General features: G+C 43.2%; 27 protein-coding genes. 10 read left to right on the top strand and 17 right to left on the bottom strand.

Features of this window, described 5'->3' with window-relative positions; translation table 11 throughout:
- From ACO067_RS09100 to ACO067_RS09090, 3 genes are read left to right on the top strand one after another with little or no spacing between them, the layout of a single operon-like run.
- Positions 1–327 carry a nucleotide pyrophosphohydrolase gene (locus ACO067_RS09100; RefSeq protein ID WP_421873237.1) on the top strand — a complete coding sequence of 109 codons (327 nt, stop codon included), beginning with the start codon at positions 1–3 and terminating at the stop codon, positions 325–327.
- The gene (locus tag ACO067_RS09095; protein WP_421873235.1) at positions 327–734 is read left to right on the top strand and encodes a DUF2721 domain-containing protein; all 408 of its coding nucleotides are present in this window, start codon (positions 327–329) and stop codon (positions 732–734) included. Before ACO067_RS09100 ends, ACO067_RS09095 begins: the two co-directional genes overlap by 1 nt.
- 1 nt (position 735) lies before the next feature.
- Positions 736–1,020: a YciI family protein gene (locus tag ACO067_RS09090; protein ID WP_421873233.1), complete on the top strand. Its 285-nt coding sequence runs from the start codon at positions 736–738 to the stop codon at positions 1,018–1,020.
- Here ACO067_RS09090 and ACO067_RS09085 read toward each other — a convergent pair.
- The 4 genes from ACO067_RS09085 to ACO067_RS09070 form a co-directional block, all read right to left on the bottom strand.
- Entirely contained in the window at positions 1,013–1,723 is a 711-nt protein-coding gene (locus tag ACO067_RS09085; protein ID WP_421873231.1) for a 2-phosphosulfolactate phosphatase, read from the bottom strand. The two genes, ACO067_RS09090 and ACO067_RS09085, sit on opposite strands and share 8 nt — an antisense overlap.
- Entirely contained in the window at positions 1,720–2,802 is a 1,083-nt protein-coding gene (gene gcvT / locus ACO067_RS09080; RefSeq protein ID WP_421873229.1) for a glycine cleavage system aminomethyltransferase GcvT, read from the bottom strand. Before gcvT ends, ACO067_RS09085 begins: the two co-directional genes overlap by 4 nt.
- A gap of 47 nt (positions 2,803–2,849) precedes the next feature.
- Positions 2,850–3,629, bottom strand: a complete 780-nt coding sequence (locus tag ACO067_RS09075; protein ID WP_421873227.1) for an exodeoxyribonuclease III — start codon at positions 3,627–3,629, stop codon at positions 2,850–2,852.
- 75 nt (positions 3,630–3,704) lie between these two features.
- Positions 3,705–4,064: a glyoxalase superfamily protein gene (locus tag ACO067_RS09070; protein WP_421873225.1), complete on the bottom strand. Its 360-nt coding sequence runs from the start codon at positions 4,062–4,064 to the stop codon at positions 3,705–3,707.
- Between the two features lie 93 nt (positions 4,065–4,157).
- Here ACO067_RS09070 and ACO067_RS09065 point away from each other — a divergent pair, with 93 nt between their 5' ends.
- Complete coding sequence (locus ACO067_RS09065; RefSeq protein ID WP_421873222.1) at positions 4,158–4,538, top strand: DUF1987 domain-containing protein; 381 nt, start codon at positions 4,158–4,160, stop codon at positions 4,536–4,538.
- Here the strand turns inward: ACO067_RS09065 and ACO067_RS09060 are convergent.
- The 3 genes from ACO067_RS09060 to ACO067_RS09050 are packed head-to-tail and all read right to left on the bottom strand — an operon-like array spanning position 4,535 to position 6,504.
- A complete protein-coding gene (locus ACO067_RS09060; RefSeq protein ID WP_421873220.1) occupies positions 4,535–5,065 on the bottom strand; it encodes a heme NO-binding domain-containing protein in 531 nt (176 codons plus the stop codon). The genes ACO067_RS09065 and ACO067_RS09060 overlap by 4 nt on opposite strands.
- Before the next feature lie 7 nt (positions 5,066–5,072).
- Positions 5,073–6,161, bottom strand: coding sequence for a PP2C family protein-serine/threonine phosphatase (locus ACO067_RS09055; RefSeq protein ID WP_421873218.1), 1,089 nt, complete (start codon positions 6,159–6,161; stop codon positions 5,073–5,075).
- Complete coding sequence (locus ACO067_RS09050) at positions 6,139–6,504, bottom strand: hypothetical protein (RefSeq protein WP_421873216.1); 366 nt, start codon at positions 6,502–6,504, stop codon at positions 6,139–6,141. Before ACO067_RS09050 ends, ACO067_RS09055 begins: the two co-directional genes overlap by 23 nt.
- Before the next feature lie 178 nt (positions 6,505–6,682).
- Between ACO067_RS09050 and ACO067_RS09045 the strand changes: the two genes are divergently transcribed.
- Positions 6,683–7,108: a hypothetical protein gene (locus ACO067_RS09045; protein ID WP_421873214.1), complete on the top strand. Its 426-nt coding sequence runs from the start codon at positions 6,683–6,685 to the stop codon at positions 7,106–7,108.
- 2 nt (positions 7,109–7,110) lie between these two features.
- On the top strand, positions 7,111–7,518 hold the full coding sequence (locus tag ACO067_RS09040) for a DUF1987 domain-containing protein (protein WP_421873212.1): 408 nt from the start codon (positions 7,111–7,113) through the stop codon (positions 7,516–7,518).
- A gap of 7 nt (positions 7,519–7,525) precedes the next feature.
- On the opposite strand, the gene ACO067_RS09035 is transcribed toward ACO067_RS09040, so the two are convergent.
- Genes ACO067_RS09035 through ACO067_RS09015 form a run of 5 tightly spaced genes read right to left on the bottom strand, consistent with a single transcriptional unit; the run spans position 7,526 to position 10,670 of the window.
- Positions 7,526–8,155 (bottom strand): CatA-like O-acetyltransferase, encoded by a 630-nt coding sequence (locus tag ACO067_RS09035; RefSeq protein WP_421873210.1) that lies wholly within the window; start codon positions 8,153–8,155, stop codon positions 7,526–7,528.
- Positions 8,156–8,179: 24 nt separating this feature from the next.
- Positions 8,180–8,557 carry a tRNA-binding protein gene (locus ACO067_RS09030; RefSeq protein WP_421873209.1) on the bottom strand — a complete coding sequence of 126 codons (378 nt, stop codon included), beginning with the start codon at positions 8,555–8,557 and terminating at the stop codon, positions 8,180–8,182.
- Positions 8,515–9,390 (bottom strand): hypothetical protein, encoded by an 876-nt coding sequence (locus ACO067_RS09025; protein WP_421873207.1) that lies wholly within the window; start codon positions 9,388–9,390, stop codon positions 8,515–8,517. The genes ACO067_RS09030 and ACO067_RS09025 overlap by 43 nt, the downstream gene beginning before the upstream one ends.
- A gap of 19 nt (positions 9,391–9,409) precedes the next feature.
- Positions 9,410–10,042: a hypothetical protein gene (locus tag ACO067_RS09020; protein WP_421873205.1), complete on the bottom strand. Its 633-nt coding sequence runs from the start codon at positions 10,040–10,042 to the stop codon at positions 9,410–9,412.
- 28 nt (positions 10,043–10,070) lie between these two features.
- The gene (locus tag ACO067_RS09015) at positions 10,071–10,670 is read right to left on the bottom strand and encodes a ribonuclease HII (protein WP_421873203.1); all 600 of its coding nucleotides are present in this window, start codon (positions 10,668–10,670) and stop codon (positions 10,071–10,073) included.
- Positions 10,671–10,872: 202 nt separating this feature from the next.
- Here ACO067_RS09015 and ACO067_RS09010 point away from each other — a divergent pair, with 202 nt between their 5' ends.
- The 4 genes from ACO067_RS09010 to ACO067_RS08995 are packed head-to-tail and all read left to right on the top strand — an operon-like array spanning position 10,873 to position 14,093.
- Complete coding sequence (locus ACO067_RS09010; protein ID WP_421873201.1) at positions 10,873–11,415, top strand: NUDIX domain-containing protein; 543 nt, start codon at positions 10,873–10,875, stop codon at positions 11,413–11,415.
- A gap of 37 nt (positions 11,416–11,452) precedes the next feature.
- The gene (locus ACO067_RS09005; protein WP_421873198.1) at positions 11,453–12,763 is read left to right on the top strand and encodes an MATE family efflux transporter; all 1,311 of its coding nucleotides are present in this window, start codon (positions 11,453–11,455) and stop codon (positions 12,761–12,763) included.
- Between the two features lie 26 nt (positions 12,764–12,789).
- Positions 12,790–13,236 (top strand): hypothetical protein, encoded by a 447-nt coding sequence (locus ACO067_RS09000; RefSeq protein WP_421873196.1) that lies wholly within the window; start codon positions 12,790–12,792, stop codon positions 13,234–13,236.
- Positions 13,237–13,259: 23 nt separating this feature from the next.
- Complete coding sequence (locus tag ACO067_RS08995; RefSeq protein WP_421873194.1) at positions 13,260–14,093, top strand: DUF3667 domain-containing protein; 834 nt, start codon at positions 13,260–13,262, stop codon at positions 14,091–14,093.
- Here the strand turns inward: ACO067_RS08995 and ACO067_RS08990 are convergent, their stop codons facing one another.
- The 5 genes from ACO067_RS08990 to ACO067_RS08970 are packed head-to-tail and all read right to left on the bottom strand — an operon-like array spanning position 14,094 to position 20,977.
- The gene (locus ACO067_RS08990) at positions 14,094–15,758 is read right to left on the bottom strand and encodes a hypothetical protein (RefSeq protein ID WP_421873192.1); all 1,665 of its coding nucleotides are present in this window, start codon (positions 15,756–15,758) and stop codon (positions 14,094–14,096) included.
- The gene (locus ACO067_RS08985; protein WP_421873190.1) at positions 15,755–17,947 is read right to left on the bottom strand and encodes a hypothetical protein; all 2,193 of its coding nucleotides are present in this window, start codon (positions 17,945–17,947) and stop codon (positions 15,755–15,757) included. The genes ACO067_RS08990 and ACO067_RS08985 overlap by 4 nt, the downstream gene beginning before the upstream one ends.
- Complete coding sequence (locus tag ACO067_RS08980) at positions 17,944–19,095, bottom strand: BatA domain-containing protein (protein ID WP_421873188.1); 1,152 nt, start codon at positions 19,093–19,095, stop codon at positions 17,944–17,946. The genes ACO067_RS08985 and ACO067_RS08980 overlap by 4 nt, the downstream gene beginning before the upstream one ends.
- Positions 19,095–19,982, bottom strand: coding sequence for a DUF58 domain-containing protein (locus tag ACO067_RS08975; protein ID WP_421873186.1), 888 nt, complete (start codon positions 19,980–19,982; stop codon positions 19,095–19,097). Before ACO067_RS08975 ends, ACO067_RS08980 begins: the two co-directional genes overlap by 1 nt.
- Positions 19,982–20,977 carry an AAA family ATPase gene (locus ACO067_RS08970; RefSeq protein ID WP_421873184.1) on the bottom strand — a complete coding sequence of 332 codons (996 nt, stop codon included), beginning with the start codon at positions 20,975–20,977 and terminating at the stop codon, positions 19,982–19,984. The genes ACO067_RS08975 and ACO067_RS08970 overlap by 1 nt, the downstream gene beginning before the upstream one ends.
- Positions 20,978–21,125 lie beyond the last annotated feature (148 nt).

Genomic DNA, 21,125 nt, shown 5'->3' with positions numbered 1-21,125 from the left:
ATGACCATAGAGGAGGCTCAGCAGCAAGTAGATGAGTGGATTCAAACTGTAGGTGTACGGTATTTCAATGAGCTTACAAACATGACCATACTCACAGAAGAAGTGGGTGAACTGGCACGAATCATGGCCAGGAAGTATGGAGAACAGTCGTTCAAGGAGTCCGACAAGAATCGGGATTTGGATGATGAAATGGCCGATGTGCTATGGGTACTCATTTGTCTTGCCAATCAGACCGGTGTAAATCTGACGGACGCGCTCAAGAAGAATTTTGAAAAGAAGAACATTCGAGATGCGACACGTCATCAGAATAATGAAAAGCTTCAATAATGGAAGTCACTCTTACTACTCCAGCCTTGTTGTTCCCGGCTATTTCTCTTCTCCTGCTGGCCTATACTAACCGTTTTCTGGCCATTGCTAACATCATTCGGCAGCTGCATTCCATGTATTTGGAAAACCCCAAAAGTATTTTGGAAGGCCAGTTAAAAAATCTCAGATTACGACTTTTTCTAATCAGAGCGATGCAATTTATGGGAGTAGCTAGTCTGTTCTTATGTGTGTTGGCCATGTTTTTTATTTATTTGAAAATTGGCCAGTGGGGGAGTTATATCTTTGGTGTATCGTTGGTTTTTTTACTGTTGAGCCTGTTTATCTCACTTAGAGAAATCCAGCTTTCCACTAAGGCATTGGAGATAGAGCTCAGCGATATGGAATTTGGATCAAAATTGAAGTTTTAGCATGCATTATTTAGTAATAGGAAGAGATGGTAAGGATGCCGCAGATCGCAGACAAGCCAATAGACCTGCGCACCTGGAAGGTGTCAAGCAACTCAAAGAAGAGGGTAAAATTCTGTACGCTGTGGCAATGATTGAACAGGGAAAAATGGTCGGTTCAGTCATGGTAATGAATTTTGCTACCGAAGCTGAATTGGAATCCTGGAAGTCATCAGAGCCTTACATTAGTGGAGGAGTATGGGAAAGCGTGGAAATCACCGAGTGTGCTATTCCACCACTTTTTACATAATTGCCTGAAGCTTTCCTTCTTTGAATTCAGGGAGTACGCTATACAGACTTTGGTTCATACAAAACTCTATGTCTTTACCTATACCGAAGGTAGATAACCTTTTGGCGTGGGACGATTCCTTTGAGATGGTCATCAGGTCATGGGAATTTGCCTTGTATAACTGGTGGGCCATCAGAGCTGGATCGCCAGTTATTTTATGAGTGGCCATTATTTCTTCTATAAGTGCACCGGCAAATAAGGTGTCTTCTATATTGACTGTTCCTTTCCAACCAGCGCAATGGATTACAACGTCCTTTCTCGAAGAGACAAGATGATTGGCTACTGCACGTAAATTCAAAAAGGCACCGATGAGTATCTGATCTGCAGCCAAAGAGGCAAGAATGGTACGTGTTCCATTGGTGGTAGTCACCACTATCGACTGATTTTTGAACTCATCCTGCATGTACTCATAGGGAGAGTTACCTATAGTAAACTCTTCTAGTTTTTGTCCTCCGCGCTCACCAGCGGTAATCATTCCTTCTTTGGTCCCCTTTTCCAGACATTCTTCCACAGTGGCTACCGGGTAGATGGCTTTCACGCCATGGGCCATGCCAGTGACCATGCATGAGGTGGCACGGAAGATATCCACGGCCACCACTATTTTATTGGACAGATTGAACTGATGGATCAGTTCTGGGGTAAGGCAAACTTCTACTTGATTCATTTGATAAATGGAGGCTTGGTTACTTTGGCTTCCAGTTGCTTGTTACGTACGGCAATGAAGATCTTGCTGTCTGGTTGGTGATAACCTACCTGTACATATCCTAGACCAATGCCTTTATTGAGCATGGGTGATATGGTACCTGAGGTGACTTTGCCGATCACTTCTCCGGACTCATTCATGATCTCATAATCATGTCTTGGGATGCCTTTGTCTACCATCTCAAATCCCACGAGTTTTCTGGTGACACCTTCTTCCTTTTGCCTTTGCAATGCCTCAGCATTCACAAAGTCATTGGTGAATTTAGTGATCCACCCAAGACCGGCTTCTAGTGGAGAGGTTTCGTCAGTGATGTCATTGCCGTACAGGCAAAAACCCATTTCTAATCGTAATGTGTCACGAGCTCCTAACCCTATTGGTGCTATGCCAAACTCTGCGCCAGCCTCAAAGAGTTTATGCCAGACCTCTTCAGCATCTTCCTTTTGAATGTACAACTCAAAGCCACCGGCACCTGTATATCCTGTACCAGAAATGATCATCTGCTTGCCAGCTAGCTCACCTTCAGCAAAGTGGTAAAACTTGATGCCTGATAAATCTACATCCGTCAGCTTTTGAAGTGTAGCAGTTGCCTTAGGTCCCTGCACGGCAAACAACACCATGTCATCAGAGATGTCTTCCATTTGTGCATCATAGCTGTTGTAGCCTTTGATCCAGTTCCAATCCTTTTCAATATTGGAGGCATTTACTACCAGCATGAACTTTTCCTGATTAAAACGATAAACGATCAGGTCATCCACTATGCCGCCTTTGTCATTGGGAAAGCAAGAATACTGGGCTTGTCCATCCACGATCTTCGATACATCATTGGAGGTTACTTTCTGTATAAAGTCAAGCGCTCCAGGTCCGGTGATCATGAATTCGCCCATGTGTGATACATCAAACACACCTACGGCTTCACGTACCTTCATGTGCTCCTCCTTGTCAGAGGTGTATCTCACTGGCATCTCAAAACCAGCAAATGGCACCATTTTGCCTCCGAGTTGGGTGTGGAGTTGGTGCAGGGGGATTTGTTTTGTATCCATGGGTTAAATGTTTAGGCCGCAAAAATAGCAGAAAAAGAAGGAAATGATCAGTCTAATGCTAGCTGTAAACTAACTGGGCAGTGGTCCGAACCAAAATACTCATTGTGGATCTCAGCTCCTTTCAGTTGATCTTTCAATCGCTCACTGGCAAGGAAGTAGTCGATCCTCCAGCCGACATTTCGTTCACGAGCTTTAAACTTATAATTCCACCAGGAGTATTTCACCTCATCTGGGTAGAACTGACGATACGTGTCTAAAAATCCTGCTTCCAGAATATTGTCCAGTCCATCAATCTCCGTCTGAGTGTAGCCGGATGTCTTGTTGTAGTTGGCCTTTGGTCTGGCAATGTCTATTTCGGTATGAGCCACATTCAAATCTCCGCACACGACTACTGGTTTTTTCTCATCCAGGGCCATTAGGTGATCTCTGAAGGCTTCATCCCACTCGGAGCGATAGTCCAGGCGCTTCATCCCAGCTCCAGAGTTTGGTGTGTACACGGTTACCAGATAGAACTGGTCAAACTCAGCGGTGATTACACGGCCTTCCTGATCATGCTCTTCTATCCCCATATCATATATGACGTCCAAAGGTTCTTTTTTGGTCAGGATTGCTGTACCGGAGTAACCTTTTCTGGCCTTTGAGGAGTTGAAGTAGTACTGGTAGCCCGGAACTAACTCTAGCGCTGTTTGTGCATCCTCCGGTTGTGCTTTTGTTTCCTGGAGACAAAGAATATCAGGATCCATTTCAGCTACGTCTTTTAGAAAATCTTTCTTTAGAATGGCTCGGATACCATTCACATTCCAGGAGACTAATTTCAACTCAGGCATATCTTTTTTGTGCTAATAAATTCAGGCTCGAAGTTAATATCCAGAGTTCAATCTAGAGGTATGATCTATGGATTACTACTGGCCACATCCGAATGTGATGCGATTACCATCCGGGTCGGTCACATCAAAGTCTTCCATTTGATATTCTTGTTTTTCAGGTTGTGAGATGGAAGTCAGCCCTCTCCGCACAAATTCGTTGTACACCTTGCCAACATCATAAACGAAAACATACATGATGCCATTACCAGCTTTGATGTCACCTTTGCTCAGGTGCAGAGATACCGTGCCGCTCTTTAGTACCACATACTCCGAAGGTGATTTCCATCTGAAGGTGACATCAAATCCAAGTAGGTCGACATAAAATTTTGTCGAAGAATCGGGGTCTTTCACCGTAAAAATGGTTGCGGCATGCGAAAACATCGTTTGGTCACTCATGCTAAGTATCGAATTATGACTTTAATTGATTAACTTAATATATTACAAATGAGGCAATTATGCCTATAAATTAACCCGCATTAAAAAACCGCCGTGATTGACTTACAAATTGAAAGCACCAGAATCTCGCCATACATTATGCTGGATTCTACCAATCGTAAAATAGAACTGAAGGGGAAAAGTACCCCAGAGAATGCCGTACAGTTCTACTATCCTGTGATCAATAACATCAAGAAGCTTTTTAGCAACGTAACAGGTACTGTACATGTAGACATCTCTTTAGAATACTTTAACACCAGTAGCAGCAAGTGCATTTTTGACATGCTGAGAATGCTCAAAGCCATGGAGTCTACCGATCGTTCCATTCAGGTCAACTGGTACTATGAAGAAGATGACGAAGATATGTTAGAGACTGGTGAAGATTATGAGGACATTTTGGGTATGGCATTTAAATACATCGAGCTAGAGTACTAAGCCTCAAATGCCAGAATGAGGCCGTTATCATCTGTGCGCTCTATTTGAGTGTGACTACCAAACTTATGATCCAATCCTCTCAGAAGTGATTCAAACAATTCAAACAAACCTCTCTCAGACTGATAGTTGACCAAAAGTCTTCCGTCATCCAACCAATCATAAGTAAAGCGCGGTGGCTTAGCTCCGGGTTTTTTACTGGTCACAATTTGGTGGATATGATCCAGACCAAGTAGCATTTCTTTAGTAGACCTGGCTTTTTGAAAAAACTGAGGATAGAGATTTGGCGCATAAGTACAGCACCAGTATATACCGAATTGGTCAAAGAGCGATTTGAGATCTATATCAAGTGTATCAGCTGACTGGATGAATAGTTTGATCGTGTCTTCTTCATTTAAGTCATCCAATATTTGCTGGCCAAAGGAATACTCTTTTGGGATGCCTGCTGCCAGTTTGCATTGATTCCATGCCTCCCTACCATATTGGTCAAGTATTGTTTCCTCCAGACAATAGTGAATGGTGCCTTTCATTAAAAAATTATGCTTTTAGATATAAAAATATGACGTCATCAGTTTGAGGTGCATTGCCTTTCCACTTCATGAAGGCATCTTCTATTGTTTTCTTGCTCACTTCTTTATGTTCTTTGATGGGTGCCAGCATTCCTTTCACCTTCAGTTTACGCCCATTCTTGCCAATTTGGTCTGGAAGGCCGTCGGAGCAGGTGAAAATAGCATCATTCGGTTCTAGTTTTATTTTCCTTGATCTGATGTATTTGAGCACGCCCTCGGGAGCGAATGAGGAACTTTTGGTTTTGTATTTGGTAATTCCATCTCTCATCAGATACATGGACAGGCCATTACTGCTGTATTCTACAGTATGGGACTTCTTGTGGTACTTAATAACCATGATCTCGCATCCTATGCCATAGCCCTGTGTAAGGTCTTGTTCCTGGATATCGTTCAGGCCCTTATGCAGCGCCTTAATCAATAGATGTGGAGACATGTCATGCTCAAATACCTGGTTGAGTATGGACATCACACTCACAGAACCCAAGGCTCCTTCTACTGAATGTCCTGTACAGTCACCGATAATAATCCATTGATGCTCCTTGGTCGTTTTGCCCCAGTAGAAATCTCCACCTACCACGTCTTTGGGTTCGTAGTAGAAATAGGCATCAGAAAATGGCTCGAGCAGTTTGCTCATACTCGGGAAAAGCAGGTTCTGGATTCGTTTGGCAGATTCCATTTTTTCTTGCTCTTCCGTGAGTGGTTGCTCCTCATGCTCATCGTCTTCAAAAGTCGCATCAATATCTGATAGCAAGTATTGGATGAAAAAGTGAAGCTTTGCAAAATTGTTGTTATCGCTCAGCACAAACAGCCATACCTCATCACTTATTTTGATGTAATAAAGGAACCGGTTTTCGGCGTATTGATTGATGAAGAATTTGATTTGCTTGTTTGGGTCCATCCCCAAGAAATAGAGGCGCATGACCAGACCTTCTACATCTTCCGGGTCCAGATCAGATTTGTGCTGATAACCTTTTATCTCTCCATTGACAATGAAGCCAATATCCAGTATATCGGTGAAATTGCTTTCTAGTTGGTTAATGAATTGCGTGGGTTTCATATAATTTGTCAATTACAGCTTCAAATTCATCTTTGAAAGTCTCGTACATTTTATTCGCTAACTCCTTGTTGGGGTTGGATCCATCCACAAACACGGATACAAAGTGGAGATTTTTGATAAAGAAAATGATGATGGTACTCTCTTCCGTGACTATGAAGTTAAATGTGGTATTAAATGATTCGTCAACAGACATCATCGGTATGTCCTTATAAAGCTCCAGGGTATCGGTGAACGCTCCATTCTTTTTGGTGATGGGTAGCTCCATGCTGTGAAAAGTTACTCCTTTTGCATTGGGATAAGAAAAGAGAAACTTTTCTAGCAATATGTCAAGTTCAAAATCCATAATGGTTGATTGGTAATACATGGTTGTAAATCATTGAAAGTAGAAATTGTTTTGTTTAATAGATTAAAAAAATAATTAAACAAAAAATTCAAACAATCGTAACATCTCATCGATTAGTGTAGGTACATGTAAAGACATATTTTTTTTAAACAACCAACAAAACATAAAAAGTAGACAAATGGAACAGTTAGGATTTGAACAGATTTTCGTTAACGAATATGCAACGGGTTATATCCATACTGACAAGAAAACGATCGCTTGTGCTATCAATAAAGACTATGTTCCCATTACCAGATTCAAGGAGATCTTTGAAATGCTGGCAGATGAAATCAAATCTGGTGATTATAGCAAGTTTGTATTTGATAAATCGAAACTGAGGACCTTTCATCAACCGTCCATGAAATGGTACTTTACGGAATGGAAGACTGAAATGATCCATCATGGTGTGACCAAGCACTTCAAGGTGTTGCCGGAACTGGATTATTTTAAACGTGCGGTTGAAGCAGCTCGTAAACCACTCTTGGCAAAGTATCCCAAGGAACTTCTGGCTCAGCTGCGAATCGAGTATTTTGAATCAGTGGAAGAAGCGGTCAAAGCAGAATAGATATGGTTGATTTTCAAATTGAAGCTACGTTGAATAGTCCGCTGATCAGATTAGAATCTGATGCCGGACGAATCCTCATCCAGGGACGATCTACTCCGGAAAGCTCCATTGGTATTTATTTTCCGGTCATTGAAAAAGTGAAAAAGCTGTTTGCAAATGTCCCTAGAATAGATGTGACTATCAGCCTGCTCTATTTCAATACGAGTAGCTCCAAATGCTTGTTTGATCTATTCAAAGAGCTCAAAAGGCTGGAGAGACGTGGTGCAGAACTGAGTGTTCATTGGTACTACGAGCATGATGATGAGGATATGTTAGAAACAGGTGAAGACTATGCAGACATCTTGGATTTGCCTTTTCATTTTCATCCATTGATACAAATGGATAATGACTCAACACCTATCGCTTGCTAGTAGCATTTCATTCATTCAGTAAAGACTGTAACAGCTCGAGATACTCTCCAATATGTTTGCCATCAAGTAGGGCATGATGTGCGTGTATGGAAAAGGGTAAACGGTATTGACCTTGTTGGTGAGTCATCTGACCAAAGGTGATTTTATGCATGCTATCATTTTTGGAGTGCTTTCTGGCATGTGAAATACTGGTGAAATCAATCCAGGGCAGTGTGGAGTAATGCATGACATCTAATCGGCTTGAATTTTCATTGAGCCTTAACCCTGTTGAATTTCTCACAGCTTCAGTTTCTCTTCTTACCTGTGCACTAAACTCCTCAAACGACTCGGAATATTCAATGAAGGTAAAGGCAAATGTGCCATCGTCCCTGAGCGCAATGGTGGAGGCATGTATTTCGTCAAAAGCCCACACTTCATCATCTATTAAACGATACTTGAAATAATCAATCTGATTGGCAGCTCTTAAGGTTTGATACAAGTAGTATGCAAAAAATGATGCTCCACTCGACTTGGCTTTTTGATACGCTTTGGTACAATCCAGTGAGGTGGTCAGGCCAAAAAACGGGTCGTCAAAATCCTTAAAGAAGTTGAAATGCTCTCTCCTGTTCCAGGAGGTGATATCAATTTTAGTTTTCATTGTATGGTACGGTGTGCCGGAAAACTAACCAATTTTTGAGCCATTTGGACACATTTGGTCCGGTTGAATGAGTACTACCTCGTTGTTTTCAGCATAAACCCCCATGACCAAACACTCACTGACAAATGGCCCGATTTGTTTTGGTGGGAAATTCACCACTGCAATGACTTGTTGGCCTACCAAATCACTCACTGTATATCTAGCCGTTACTTGGGCTGAGCTTTGAAGGATTCCAAGTTCACCAAAGTCTATTTTCAGCTTGTAAGCAGGCTTTTTAGCTTCAGGGAAATGCTCAGATGCGATCACGGTACCGATGCGCATGTCTATTTTTTCAAAGTCATTCCAGTCTATCATTGCTTCTATTTTGGTGGTACATAGAAAGGAACTGTTACGCCGATCCATGGGAGCCAAAAGTTGTCTCCGGATTCAACTAAACCGACAGTTCCTATATCAAGAATAACCGACCCGTCACCGAGAGGTTGATGGTAACTGATTAGGTAGAGGCTGCCGTATTTCAAACCATAGAGTTCAGCAGCAAGTGAAGCTCTTTTACTGATGCGCAGCACACCGTTCACGTTGTATAGCACCCCACTGTTCCACTCACTATCATTATATGATTTACCCACTCCTAGGCCAATATGGCTTCTTTCATTTCCAAAAGACATCTTGGTGAGGATGACTCCAAGATTGAGGTCCAGGCCATCTGGATTGAACATATTCGTTGACCCGATGGACCACTGTACCTTGTCCTTGACTACTGGTATTTTGACAGTTGGTTTGAGCCAAAGAGGCCATCCATCACCTCCAAAAATGGGTATAAATCCAACACCCAGGTTCAAATAGTCAGTAAAAGCAATTTCAGCCTGGTTGATAAATAACCAGGCGTTTTGATAATATCCTTCTCTGGCTTTGAGGCCAAAGGCATTGTTGGAAAAAAGATAGTTGGGAGGAGGCTGGTACCCGTAATTGGAGATACTATCCGCCTTATCTTGCATAGACTCTGTTGCTATACTAGCTGATCCTTTGATTTGGATCAATGCAATGTCTTCCGTGAAGATTCTGATCTCACCGACCCTTTTGGTGTTTAGGATGACATATGCTGAATTGCGCTCTACAATTATGCCCTCATAGACATTGCCATTCATCGTTTTTACAAGGTAGACTTCTGGAGTATTTTGGCTCCAGGCATTTAACGAGAGCAGTATCAGTAAGAGGCAGGTCAGGCGTTGAGTCATTGCAGGGGGTAGGCAGGTTTCACAGTTTGGTTAGCTTTTTTAAGACCCTTGCTATTCGCTTTTGGTGGGAAGGTGAATAAAGTTCTACCGCTCGTATCTCTAGTGTTTTGATGAGCATATCCACATGCTCTTTGGCAATAATTTGACTCCATTTTTCGGCATACTGTCCTAGTTGGTTGTCAGGAGCCAGGAGTATTTGTTCGTTTAGTAAGTGAGAGATGGCCTCTCGAAAGTCTTGACGGGTATAAAGCACCAGCAGGATTTTCACTCCATGGTCTTTGGTGATCACCGTACCAGCATTCATGATGTCTATAATCTCTGGAACTCTAGAAATGAGTAAATCCAAATGATGTGATGCGATGGTGCTCAAGGCAGACATGGCGCGCCATTGAATTTTATTGGACTTATGATGAAGTAAGGGTAGTATTTCCGCTATGGCATCTTTGGTGAACTCACTATCCAGTTCGCCCATCACTTCCACCACTTTTAGTGCATCGCCAACCACATCGGTATTTTCTTTTGCTGAGATGAGTTGCCTCAATTCATGGAGTGCATTTTGATCCCTGGAGGAGACCACATCACGTGCTAGCTCTTTATTCGGCATTTGTGAGCGTTCGCCGAGGGAAGAAGATAAACGATCTGCTATAGTCATCAGCGCTTTTGGATTAATCAGTTGTATTTTAATCAAAAAGCTCCATCTGTGCAGGGAGTAGCTGGAAAGATTTTCTGTGATGTGCTGTAATCCCTTGTTCTCTGATGGCATTGCGATGTGAGCGTGTAGGATAACCAACGTTTGTTTCCCATCCATATCCAGGATGTTTTTCTGAAAGATCGCGCATCAATTCATCCCGGTGAGTTTTAGCTAAAATAGATGCTGCCGCAATCGAGTAGTATTTTCCATCACCTTTTATGATACATTCAAAGGGTATGTCCTGCTTGGGTTTGAATCGGTTGCCATCAATTAGTAACAACTCTGGTGCTTGGTGAAGTTTGTCGATAGCACGGTGCATTGCCAGGTAGGAGGCATTGAGAATGTTGATCTCGTCAATTTCCTCTGGAGAGGCAAGTCCTACACCATAAGCAATTGCTTCATTTAGTATTTCCTCTCGAAGTTCAATTCGTTGTTTTTCAGAAAGCTGCTTGGAATCATTGATTACTTCATGCTGATAGTGTTTGGGTAGAATTACCGCAGCAGCCACTACAGGTCCTGCAAGGCATCCACGGCCAGCCTCGTCACATCCAGCCTCGATTAAGTGCTTGTCATAGTACGCTAATAACATTGCTTAAAAGTAGGTTAAGAAAAATTAATATGCCGAATTTAACCGTTCAAATAAAAAGTGAAACAAAATGCGTTCAGCTTACGATTAATCCAATAAGTCGTGCGTTTATCTTATATAAATTGTACGGGTATGTTTCAACGTTGAAGCCCTCTTGTAGGGCTTCTTTTTATTTCGCCACAGGAGTATTCCTATCTTTGTTTTTATGGAAGAAAACCCATGGAAACAACAATCTACTCGTCGCATCTATGACAACCCCTGGATTACTTTGGAAGAAGACCAGGTGATCAATCCTGGAGGAGGTGTCAGTCAATACGGTAAAGTGCTTTTTAAGAATTATGCCATTGGGATTATTCCTCTGGATGAAAACCAGAATACCTGGTTGGTAGGCCAGTGGCGCTATACGCTGGGAGAATACAGCTGGGAGATCCCGATGGGAGGTGGTCCAAAGGAAGAAGATAAGTTGGACTCAGCCAAACGAGAACTGAAAGAGGAAACTGGTCTCACCGCCGGGAAGTGGTCTGAGTTTTTGAAAATTCACACATCCAACTCTGTGACTGATGAGGTAGGATTTGTGTATCTCGCTGAAGAACTCACTCAAGGAGAAACGGAGTTTGAAGAAACGGAGGACTTGAAAATCTGGCGACTCCCGTTTCGGGAGGCCCATCAACTGGTGATGGATGGTCGGATCACTGACAGTCTGAGCATTGCAGCCATTTTGAAGCTAGGCAGGATGTTGGGCCTTTGATTAAAAGCCTATCTTTGCCCGCCAAACTCAAAAAGTAGTGACCCTAAAAGAACATTTCCGCAAGAATATAGTGCTGGCATATCCAGTTGTCATTGGTCAGTTGGGGCATATCATGGTCTCAGTGGCTGATACAGTGATGGTAGGGCGTGTTGGTGTCATTCCTTTGGCGGCAGCTACTTTTGCAGGAACGATTTACCACGTTCTGATGATGTTTGGAATTGGGGTAAGCTATGCGGTGACACCCTTGGTGGCAGCTACTAACCCCAATGAGCAATCACGATTGATGCGTTTGCTGCAAAATGGCTTGGGGTTGAATCTGGTGCTGTCATTGATCTTGATGTTGATTGCCTTGGCTTCCAGTCAGTTTTTAATGTATTTCGGTCAGGAAGTGCCAGTAGCACTTGCAGCCAAGCCTTATTTGATCATCGTATCTTCGTCATTGATTCCACTGATGGTTTTCCAAACATACCGTCAGTTTGCAGAGGGAAAATCTGACACCTTCAACCCCATGATTGTATCGGTTGTGTCCAACTTGCTCAACGTGGCCCTGAACTACGTGTTGATCTATGGTGCGTTTGGTTTCCCGGAGTTGGGATTGAATGGTGCTGCCTGGGCCACACTCATAAGCCGTGTAGCCATGGCGCTGTTGATGATTTGGATGATACGTAAGCACTTGTCCGGATTTCGATGGCAATTTGATTGGCATCAAACCAAACGGATGATCAAGATTGGGATACCTTCGGGATTGCAATACGTTTTTGAAGTTGGGGCATTTGCTACCGCAGCAATCATGGTAGGATGGATTAGTGCTGAGGCCCTTGCGGCCCATCAGATAGCCATTAATCTGGCTGCTATTACATACATGTGTGCTACAGGAATAGCATCGGCCTCTACCATAAGGGTGGGTAATCAAATGGGGCTGAAGGACATTCGTAACCTTAGAATAGCCGGATATACGTCTTTTGCCACAGTAGCCATATTCATGACCATGGCAGCTTTGATGTTTATCATCTTTCGGGAGTCACTAACCGCACTGTATGTCAAAGATGTGCAGGTGCAGGTGGTTGCTTCTGGGTTGCTAATCATAGCCGCTGCTTTTCAGATATCTGACGGTCTTCAGGCAGTTGGTCTTGGTGTATTGCGAGGATTGACGGATGTGAAAGTACCGACGCTTGTGACGTTTGTGGCCTATTGGTTACTGGCCATACCTGGAGGATATGTACTTGGTTTCGTCTTTGATCTGGGTGTGAACGGCGTTTGGTATGGGTTGTCCGGAGGGCTCACTATAGCTGCCATTTTGAATATCTATCGCTTTAGAATTTTGGTCAGCAGATTGCATTTCAACTGATCCTGGAAATCAGGTGTCTTAGGGGTATGAAAAAGTTTGTCTTCATTTTATTGGCCGCTTCCATGTATGCATGTGATGATGAGCGGGTCACCCTGGAAGGTGAGATTGAGTATGGAACTTCTTTTGGAGAATGCGTCGGGTACTGCGTTACAGAGGCTTACATTCAGGAAACTGAAATGAAGGTGCTACGGAAGACCTGGAATTCTCAAAATGCTGATTTGAGTTTTGAACGTACGCTTACTCCCTCAGAGTGGCAGCAACTAAATGATGGAATTGATGTGGACAGGTTCGCAGACTTACCAGAGACCATCGGGTGCCCTGACTGTGCAGATGGTGGAGCGGAATGGCTGGAACTTACTGTAAATGGTGAGCGAAAGCGTGTAACGTTTGAATACATGACCGAAGTAGAAGGTATCAATCCGGCCATTGAAAAATTAAGAGAGCTTGTCGAAGAGGCAGTAGAGGATCAATGACCTAAATTGCTTATTTTGGCTCTATGGGTCATGAGCACACCTGCCTTTCTTGTGGCAATCACTTTACCGGAAACTTCTGCAATCAGTGTGGAGAGAAGATCATCCATCAGAGTGATCGTAAGTTTTCTAGATTTATAGTTGACTTGATCAATGCTCTGACTTTTGCCGATACAAAACTCTGGAGGTCACTGAAGTCGATTTTGCTCAACCCTGGCAAGATGGCTCACGATTGTGCCATTGGTAGGCGAGTTCCCTACATGAAGCCGATCTCATTATTTTTCCTGGCCAACTTTATCTATTTCTTGCTGCCTGCTTTCAACACATTTGGTACTCAGCTTCGTATTCAGCTTCACTCAGGGAATAATTTGCATACCCAGTTGGCCAATAGGATGGTAGAAAAGGAAGTGGCAGACTCTTGGGTATCATACGAAGAATATGAGGCACGTTACAATGCCAAAACCATGGAGATGAGCAAGCTACTTCTAATATTGATGGTTTTTATGATATCCTTATTGGTTTGGCCTCTTCATCTGGGAGTTCGGCGAAACTTGTTTGCAGATCAGCTGATCTTTGCATTGGAACTCATGACTTACATTATTGTATATGGAATTCAACTCTTTGGGATTTTGGTCTTTTTATTAGCCCAGGTTGGATTTGGTGTTTTGGGTTCGGAACCCTATTCTTCTCTGGCTTTGATGGGATTTCTTACCTATTTTATTTTTAGAGCTGAAAAGAGCCTTTATGGTATCATGGGTTGGCAGAGATGGCTCAATACCATTTTGGTCATAGTAGCGATCATCCTCTCTTTATTTCTTTACCGCATGTTGCTCTTTTTCGTGACTTTTTGGAGTTTATGATCAGGGGTTGATAAACCGTTGTTCTGCCCAGAGCATACCCATGGAAAGCAAGAAGGTGATCAAAAATATCCAGGATGACCAGAAGCTTTTTTCTTGAAGTTGGAATGCACTACTATTGGTCTCCCGCGTTGCAATAAATGATTGGTTGTAAGTGAGTAATTCAGTTTGCCTTTTTGAGGTCCAATCAGTTTCTCCAAAAACATAAAAGCTGTGAGTTATAGTATTTGACTCGAAGGTCAATTGATTCCAACCTTCACGAGATGGCCAGATGGTTGTTTCAAATAGATTAGCTCGGTAGGCCGATTCTCTTATCGGATGAGTCACTCCACTTATAGCAATGGTAGGATGCTCATCTAGTGAGACAAAGGAAATAGAGACTCTTTCATTTTTGACCGGAAGTCCATCGAACTGGACATATCTTTGATTTTTTTGATAAGGTAGTAGCACTGTAATTAGCCGATTGATAATCCTTTCGTAAACCTCTAAGTTTCCCTGAAGGGAAAGCTGGTAAAGGTTTTCAGCAGCTAACCACCCGATATTGCCAATTCCGTGATTTTCCAGGTATCCGATCGGTTGTGTATCTATCGTTATGGCAGTTAACTGGTCAGAGTTAATTCTTTGCATCGGAATGCGTAAGCCACTGATATTTACTTCGTTTGATGTGGATCGGTAGTTTCTATCCCAAATTCCTTCCATTTCGGAAGGAGAAGTATTCAAGACAAGTAATCCCATATTGCCTACCTCGTTCAGTTCCTTGATCGTTTGCTTTTCTCTATACGATAGCTGATCGTAGGCTTCTTTGTCCAGAATGAGTATCTGATGCTGCTCCAGTTTTTGTTGGGTAAGTCGGTCAAGACTTTTCCTTGGGGTGTTGATGAACTCTACATTGAAAAGCTCCCTGGAAATACGAGTACGGCTGCTGACTTCATAGCCATAATCACCTAGATAGTTCTTGATAAACCGTGCCTCGAAATTCGGGTAACTTTGGAGCATAAGAACTTTTGGTTGGTCGCCATTTTCCACTACCAACGGTATAACCTCCCGGCCAACCGTGTCGTCCTCCAAAATAGCCATTAATGTGTAGGTGAAATTGCCGGACGCAACAGGCGTGAATCGGAGTGTATTCCATTGTTGATGTCCACCCTCTGATTTAGTGCTTGTCAACAATTCTTCACCCAGAAGTAAATGAAGGCTGATTGCATCGTCATAGTTCGTTAAAATCTCTATGGATACTTCCTGACCTTTCTGTGCAAATGAAGGTGTTTTGAAATTGATTAATCCCTTAATTTCCTGATGGCTAATGGTCACTTCATCGGCTCTCAAGTTTTGGAGGTGCCAGGGCTGCAATAGCGTGTCGATCAATTTTAGTTGCGAATAGGAATTATTTAGCAATTCAGCTTCGCCCTTGATTGGTTGGTATCCTATTAGAGAGTCTGGGATGGAGGTATTCACTCCGGTTAATACGCCTTTCTCTTTTTCTCGCTCAACATACGTGTAGGGTTGGAGGTAATACCATGCAATGGAGAACATGGCGATACTCCATAAACCCAAGCGAATCATTCTCCATCGTTTTATCCTGAATTTAAATTCCAGAATGAGTCCAATGAGCCAAATGGCAGCTATCAATCCTAAGATCCAGTCCACTGATTGCTCGAATTCGATCATGGTTTGGACCGGGTTAGTTCTTTGATAAACTCTTCCAGCAACTCATGAGATGGCTGTGATTCCAACTTTGGAGGCATCGTGGCTTTTGGTACTATTAACACAAGTTTTGACTTTAGTGCATCCAGCTCGTTTTTCTGAAGCTGCTCCTGGTCAGAAATATCGCGAATCGTCGAGAGTAGTTTCAAATACTTACCGGGTTCGGTTATGGCAAGACCTGCTATTTCATTGCCTGTTTGTTGTAGCTGGTCTTGGATGGTATTTGACACTGGAAGCTCTTGTGTCATTAGATTGCTTATTGCTGCGATTAAGGCTTTGGTTTCCGGTAGTGTTTCCTGGTAGTCATAGGTGCTTCTAAATGACTCTCCGTGCACCTCTTCCAACTCTCCAGATAGTCGGCTTTCAGCTTCATTGATTGGTGGAGCATCAAATCCCATTCGGTGTACATAAATGCGCGCATGATTCTTGATCTCCTTGATTAGCTTCAGCGCCTTATATTGGTACGGTAATGACTCCTCGGGTTTGAACAGGCGGAGGTAGAGTTCGGCATCCCACATTTCAGTCAGGGCTGCTCTTAGTTTCGACTTCATGGATTCCTCCAGGAATGTGGCCGTTTCTGTATCGTCGTGTGAGTGGCTCAGTTCCTCGACAGGGTCTTCTTGCTGTTCGGTTCCCTTATCCATCATCTGTCCTTCTTCATTTTCGTGATCATGGTCATGGCCAAACTCTGAAAGCACATCGACTTGACCAGGCTGCTGAGCTTGTGGTTCCTCTTCTACCTCGTTTTCTATGTCCAGGCCACTGTCGGCTTCTTCCCCAATGAACTGACCATATTTTAGACGAAGTGCCTTTTGGTCGAACCCCAACTCATTGCTGCGTTGGTTGAATTCTTCTTTGCTAATGGAGGCTTTCTCTTTTAGGAGTTTTTCGGAATCAATGATGATCTGTCGTTGGCTTCTGAAATACTCTGGCATGAGATCTATTCCCAGGTCACCTTCCAGGCTAAAGGCAATTTCTGCTGTGTCTTCCAGTATGAAAAAGTAGGTCTCCGTGCGATTTGCTTTTGGTGGTTGCTGGTTATCCCAGGCTTCCAGGTAGAAGTAGAGTTCATTGCCCGGCTCCATCTCAAACTGGTCCAATGTGAACGTCATACGTTCACCGAATTGCTTTCCACCAACTTCTTTGAGGAATGGAATTTTCTCCTCTCTAAATTTCACACTTTCGCCAGATCCCTTGGTGATAGTAGCCACGATGTAGGCCTCTGACAATCCATAGTCGTCAGTGGCAGTGGCTGTGAAAGTAGTGCCGTTTGCTTCTCCCGGATAGATACTTTGATACTGCGGAATATCGACAATTTCCACTTCTGGAGGGTTGTCTGGAATAACATCGAGTTTGTGATAATCAGACAGATGAGTCTTCCCTCGATGATCGATGAAGTTGAGGGTGTAGAACCCCCTTTTCTCTGCTGTCAAGGAGGCTTTGAAATCTTCTCCTGATTGGAATGGAATACTGTCCCCACTAGAAAGCTTTATCCAAGCAGTTTTGGGTTTTCGATTGAATGAGAGCTGCCAGATCACTTTAGATCCAACAATCACTTTTTCCAAGTCTAGCTGGCGCTGGTAACGTGTTTTTAGATTTGTGTAATTAGGTGCATCAATTCGAATCTGCGAGGTAAAGGAAATTGGAGTCTTTTGAAGGCTGACGGCTTCAGATGATTTTGGGAGGAGCACTTCTTTGGCTGCAGAACTTTCCTCTTTCAGGTCACTCATCCATACCGCTCCAAAGCCCAGTGTAGCAGTAACCAAAAATAGAATCACCAGATCTTTTAAGGTAACGGGATAAGCGATTTCACTGGTTTTCTGGCTTAACAACTGAATGACCTTGTATTGCTGTAATCTAGCTAGATCTGTGGTGGGTGCCTGGTCGACGAGGGATACGCTGTATTCAAGCTCAGGAAGTTGGGCATTGATCAGAGCTTCAGCATCACTTAATGATGGGATTTGCTCACGAAATAGAATAAATGAAATGGCAAATGAAGTAACGACTAATAGTCCCTGAAAACCTATGCTGATATGACTTGCGAAACTCATGTAAGCTAAGGCCAACATGCCCAGTCCTCCAGCCAATATTTTAGACCAGATGAGAAGTTTCCATTTCAAATGAATACGTGATATGACTTTTATTGCGGTCATTTCTTAATCACGATTTGGCTCAACAATCTTTCTAGTAATAACAATCCCAGGAATATCATAACAGCCCAAAAAAGTAATGAGTGTTTAGTCATCTCTGCAAGGTCGTTTCCCCTGCCTGAGGTCAGGTAAGTTGTCGGAATCTGACGTTGATCGTACGTGTCCAATGAAGAATTTAGAGGTGACAAAAGCGCTGTTTCAAGTTGCAAGGGGAAGTTGGTTTGCAGCATCTCTTTGATGCTCAAATTAGAAATGCTGTATATCTGCTTGCCTTGCTTTTGAAAGCCACTTGACGTTGCTTCATAGTAAATGAGTCGCAGACGTTGTGGAGCTTTATCATCTGATAACCAGATAAGCCAACTCTCAGGGTTGATGTTTTGAGTGCTAGTAGCTCGTTCTAGTCTAAAGCTTACAAGACTAGAGTTATTAATCGCTTTTAAGGCAGTTTCAATGTTGCTGGCGAGTTCCTCGTAAGTATCATCAGCATATAGAATCACTTCCAGAAGCACTGGTTCTCCATCGGTTGATTCGTTGCTATCAAAGGTCAAAGACTCACCATTTGATTGTAACTGGATGGCTGTTGATGCTCCCTGCTTCTCAATTACCGCCATTTGTTCATTTTGTTCTTTTACTGGTAAACTGATCCAGTTGATACTAGCAGGTATTGCTGAATGATCTGATTTGAAGTTGCTCAGAAGGTTAGAGCTGTAGACTACCAAACTATCATAATCTCGAAACTGCTTTAGTGAAGTCCATGTATTGATGTTGCCTATGGAAATAGGCTCATTGATTGGAGTTCGTTCTGTGCTCAGCCAGAATGCGTCGGCATCTACGATATCATTTTTGATTTTAATAAGCGTCTCCACATCGAGATTTGGATCTAGTAGATGTGCAGTTTTGGGCTTGGCTTGTTGATAAATAAATGGCTGTGCAAAGAGCAAGACCAGACAAGCAACCAATGCTGTTCGTACCACCAGCAGAAGGAGTTCGCTTGGAAATAAGTGGCGCGTTGTTTTGGTTTCGGTTTCTTTCAGAAACTTCAAGCTCCCAAATGGCACTTTGCTCTTGGTGTTCTTACTCCACAGGTGAATGACCACTGGGATGGCGATTGCTGCGAGTGCATAGAGAAATATAGGAGCTCCAAAGTTCATCAGATCAGCTTTTTTCTATGCCACAAAAATCGATTGATCAGTTGATCCATTGGTTCAGCCATGTTGATAAGGGCGTAATCCACACCTTCGTTTCTAAACCCCTCTCTAAGCGATTCGACCCATTCGAGCAATCGGTCCTGATAGTCAGTTTTCAAAACAGTCGGATCAATTTTTAGCTCACTACCATCCTCCAGGTCTTTAAAGAGTGTGATCTTATTGAAATTGAGATTTAGCTCCTGGTCACCCATGAGGTGGAAAACAATTACTTCATTTCTTCTGGTTTTGAGAGTACGAATGAACGAGAGCCATTCTTGATCCTTCTCGTACAAGTCTGAGAAAACCACAAAAAGTTCTTTTTCTTGCACCTTTGGGATCATTGGTTTGGAGTATGCTTTTGATTCATCCAGATGGATGAGGTGGTTTAGGAACCTTTGCCAATGCTTTTTGCCCAAATGAGGAATGAGTCCCAGGTCCTTTTCGTGGATGCCTGAAATACCATACTTATCGCCATTCTCAGAGGAAAGAAATGCCAGTATGGCTATGAGCAATTTGGCATGTGCTTGCTTGGACCAACCTGCTTCTTCGTACTTCATGGAAGCACTCTGATCCGGGATGAAGGTTACTGAGATATTGGTATCAATCTCAGATTGTTTGGTATAAAATTTATCTGTACGAGCATAAATCTTCCAGTCGAGCTGGCGCAGATCATCTCCCTGGCTATAGGGTCTGTATTGGCTAAACTCCAGTCCAGAACCCAGCCGCTTGCTGGACTTTTTACCCAGATGCTCACCTAATGCCAGTGTTCGTACCAACCAGTCGAAATCTTCGATGTTGGCGAGTAGCTCTTTGCGCAGGCCCAGTGCTCGATATGGATCCGTTTTAACCACTAAATAATTTTCGATGCATTTATCAATTCGCTGATCACTTGATCAGTAGAGACCCCTTCCGATTCTGCCCGGAAGTTGAGGATCATCCGATGGCGCATTGCAGGATATACTACGCTGGTGATGTCTTTTGGGGTAACCGCCAGCCGACCATTCATTAGCGCATGAGCTTTGGCAGAGAGAATAATGGCCTGACCTGCCCTCGGTCCGGCACCAAAGTCAATGTAGTTCATCACCGCTTCCACAGATGTGCTTTCCGGTCGAGAGAGGCGTACAATCTTGCTGACCTTCTCGATCAGCTCATCTTCTATATGTACCTCTCTGGTGTATTGCTGGAGCTTGATGAGGTCGTCACCAGTCATCACTGGTTTGATGGCTTCTGGTCGCTTGCCTGTAGTCTGCTTCAGGATTTGGGTTTCTTCAGTTTCGGTTGGGTAGCCAATCAATACATAAAGCAAAAACCGGTCTGTTTGTGCTTCAGGTAAAGGAAATGTCCCTGACTGTTCTACCGGATTTTGTGTGGCAAGGATAAAAAAAGGCCGGTCCATCGCATATTCGGTGCCTCCATAGGTGACGCTATATTCCTGCATTACTTCTAGTAGTGCTGCTTGCGTTTTAGGTGGCGTTCGGTTGATCTCGTCAGCCAGTACGATGTTGGAAAAAATCGGGCCCTTGTTGTATTTAAATTTCTTGTGGCCATGCTCGTCTTCTTCGATAACTTCCGTACCGAGAATATCTGTCGGCATGAGGTCTGGGGTAAATTGTATCCGTTTAAACTTCAAACTCAATGCCTGGGATACAGACTTGATCATTAACGTTTTTGCTAACCCGGGCATACCTTCCACCAGAATGTGGCCACTCGCCAACATCGCCACGATGAGCTGATCCAGTACTTCCTCCTGCCCCACAATAACTTTGTGGATCTCCTGCTTTAGCTCTGTTAGTTTGCCTGTCAAATCACTGACTTCTTTTTCGATTTTCTTTAATTCTTCGTTCATTCTTTCTGAATGTTTTGGGTTAAAACCCATTTTGCTTGGTCTTATCTCCGGCTTGAAAGCTGGAGAAAGTGAATAATTTTTATGTTACGGGCTTTAGCCCGTAATTCAATTTTCGGGACAACTCTTTAGTTTTGGGCTAAAGCCCATT

The organism is Marinoscillum sp., assembly GCF_965229915.1.
GTDB lineage: Bacteria > Bacteroidota > Bacteroidia > Cytophagales > Cyclobacteriaceae > Marinoscillum.
The sequence above is the reverse complement of the archived record's forward strand: the minus strand, read 5'-3'. Positions and strand labels throughout refer to the sequence as shown.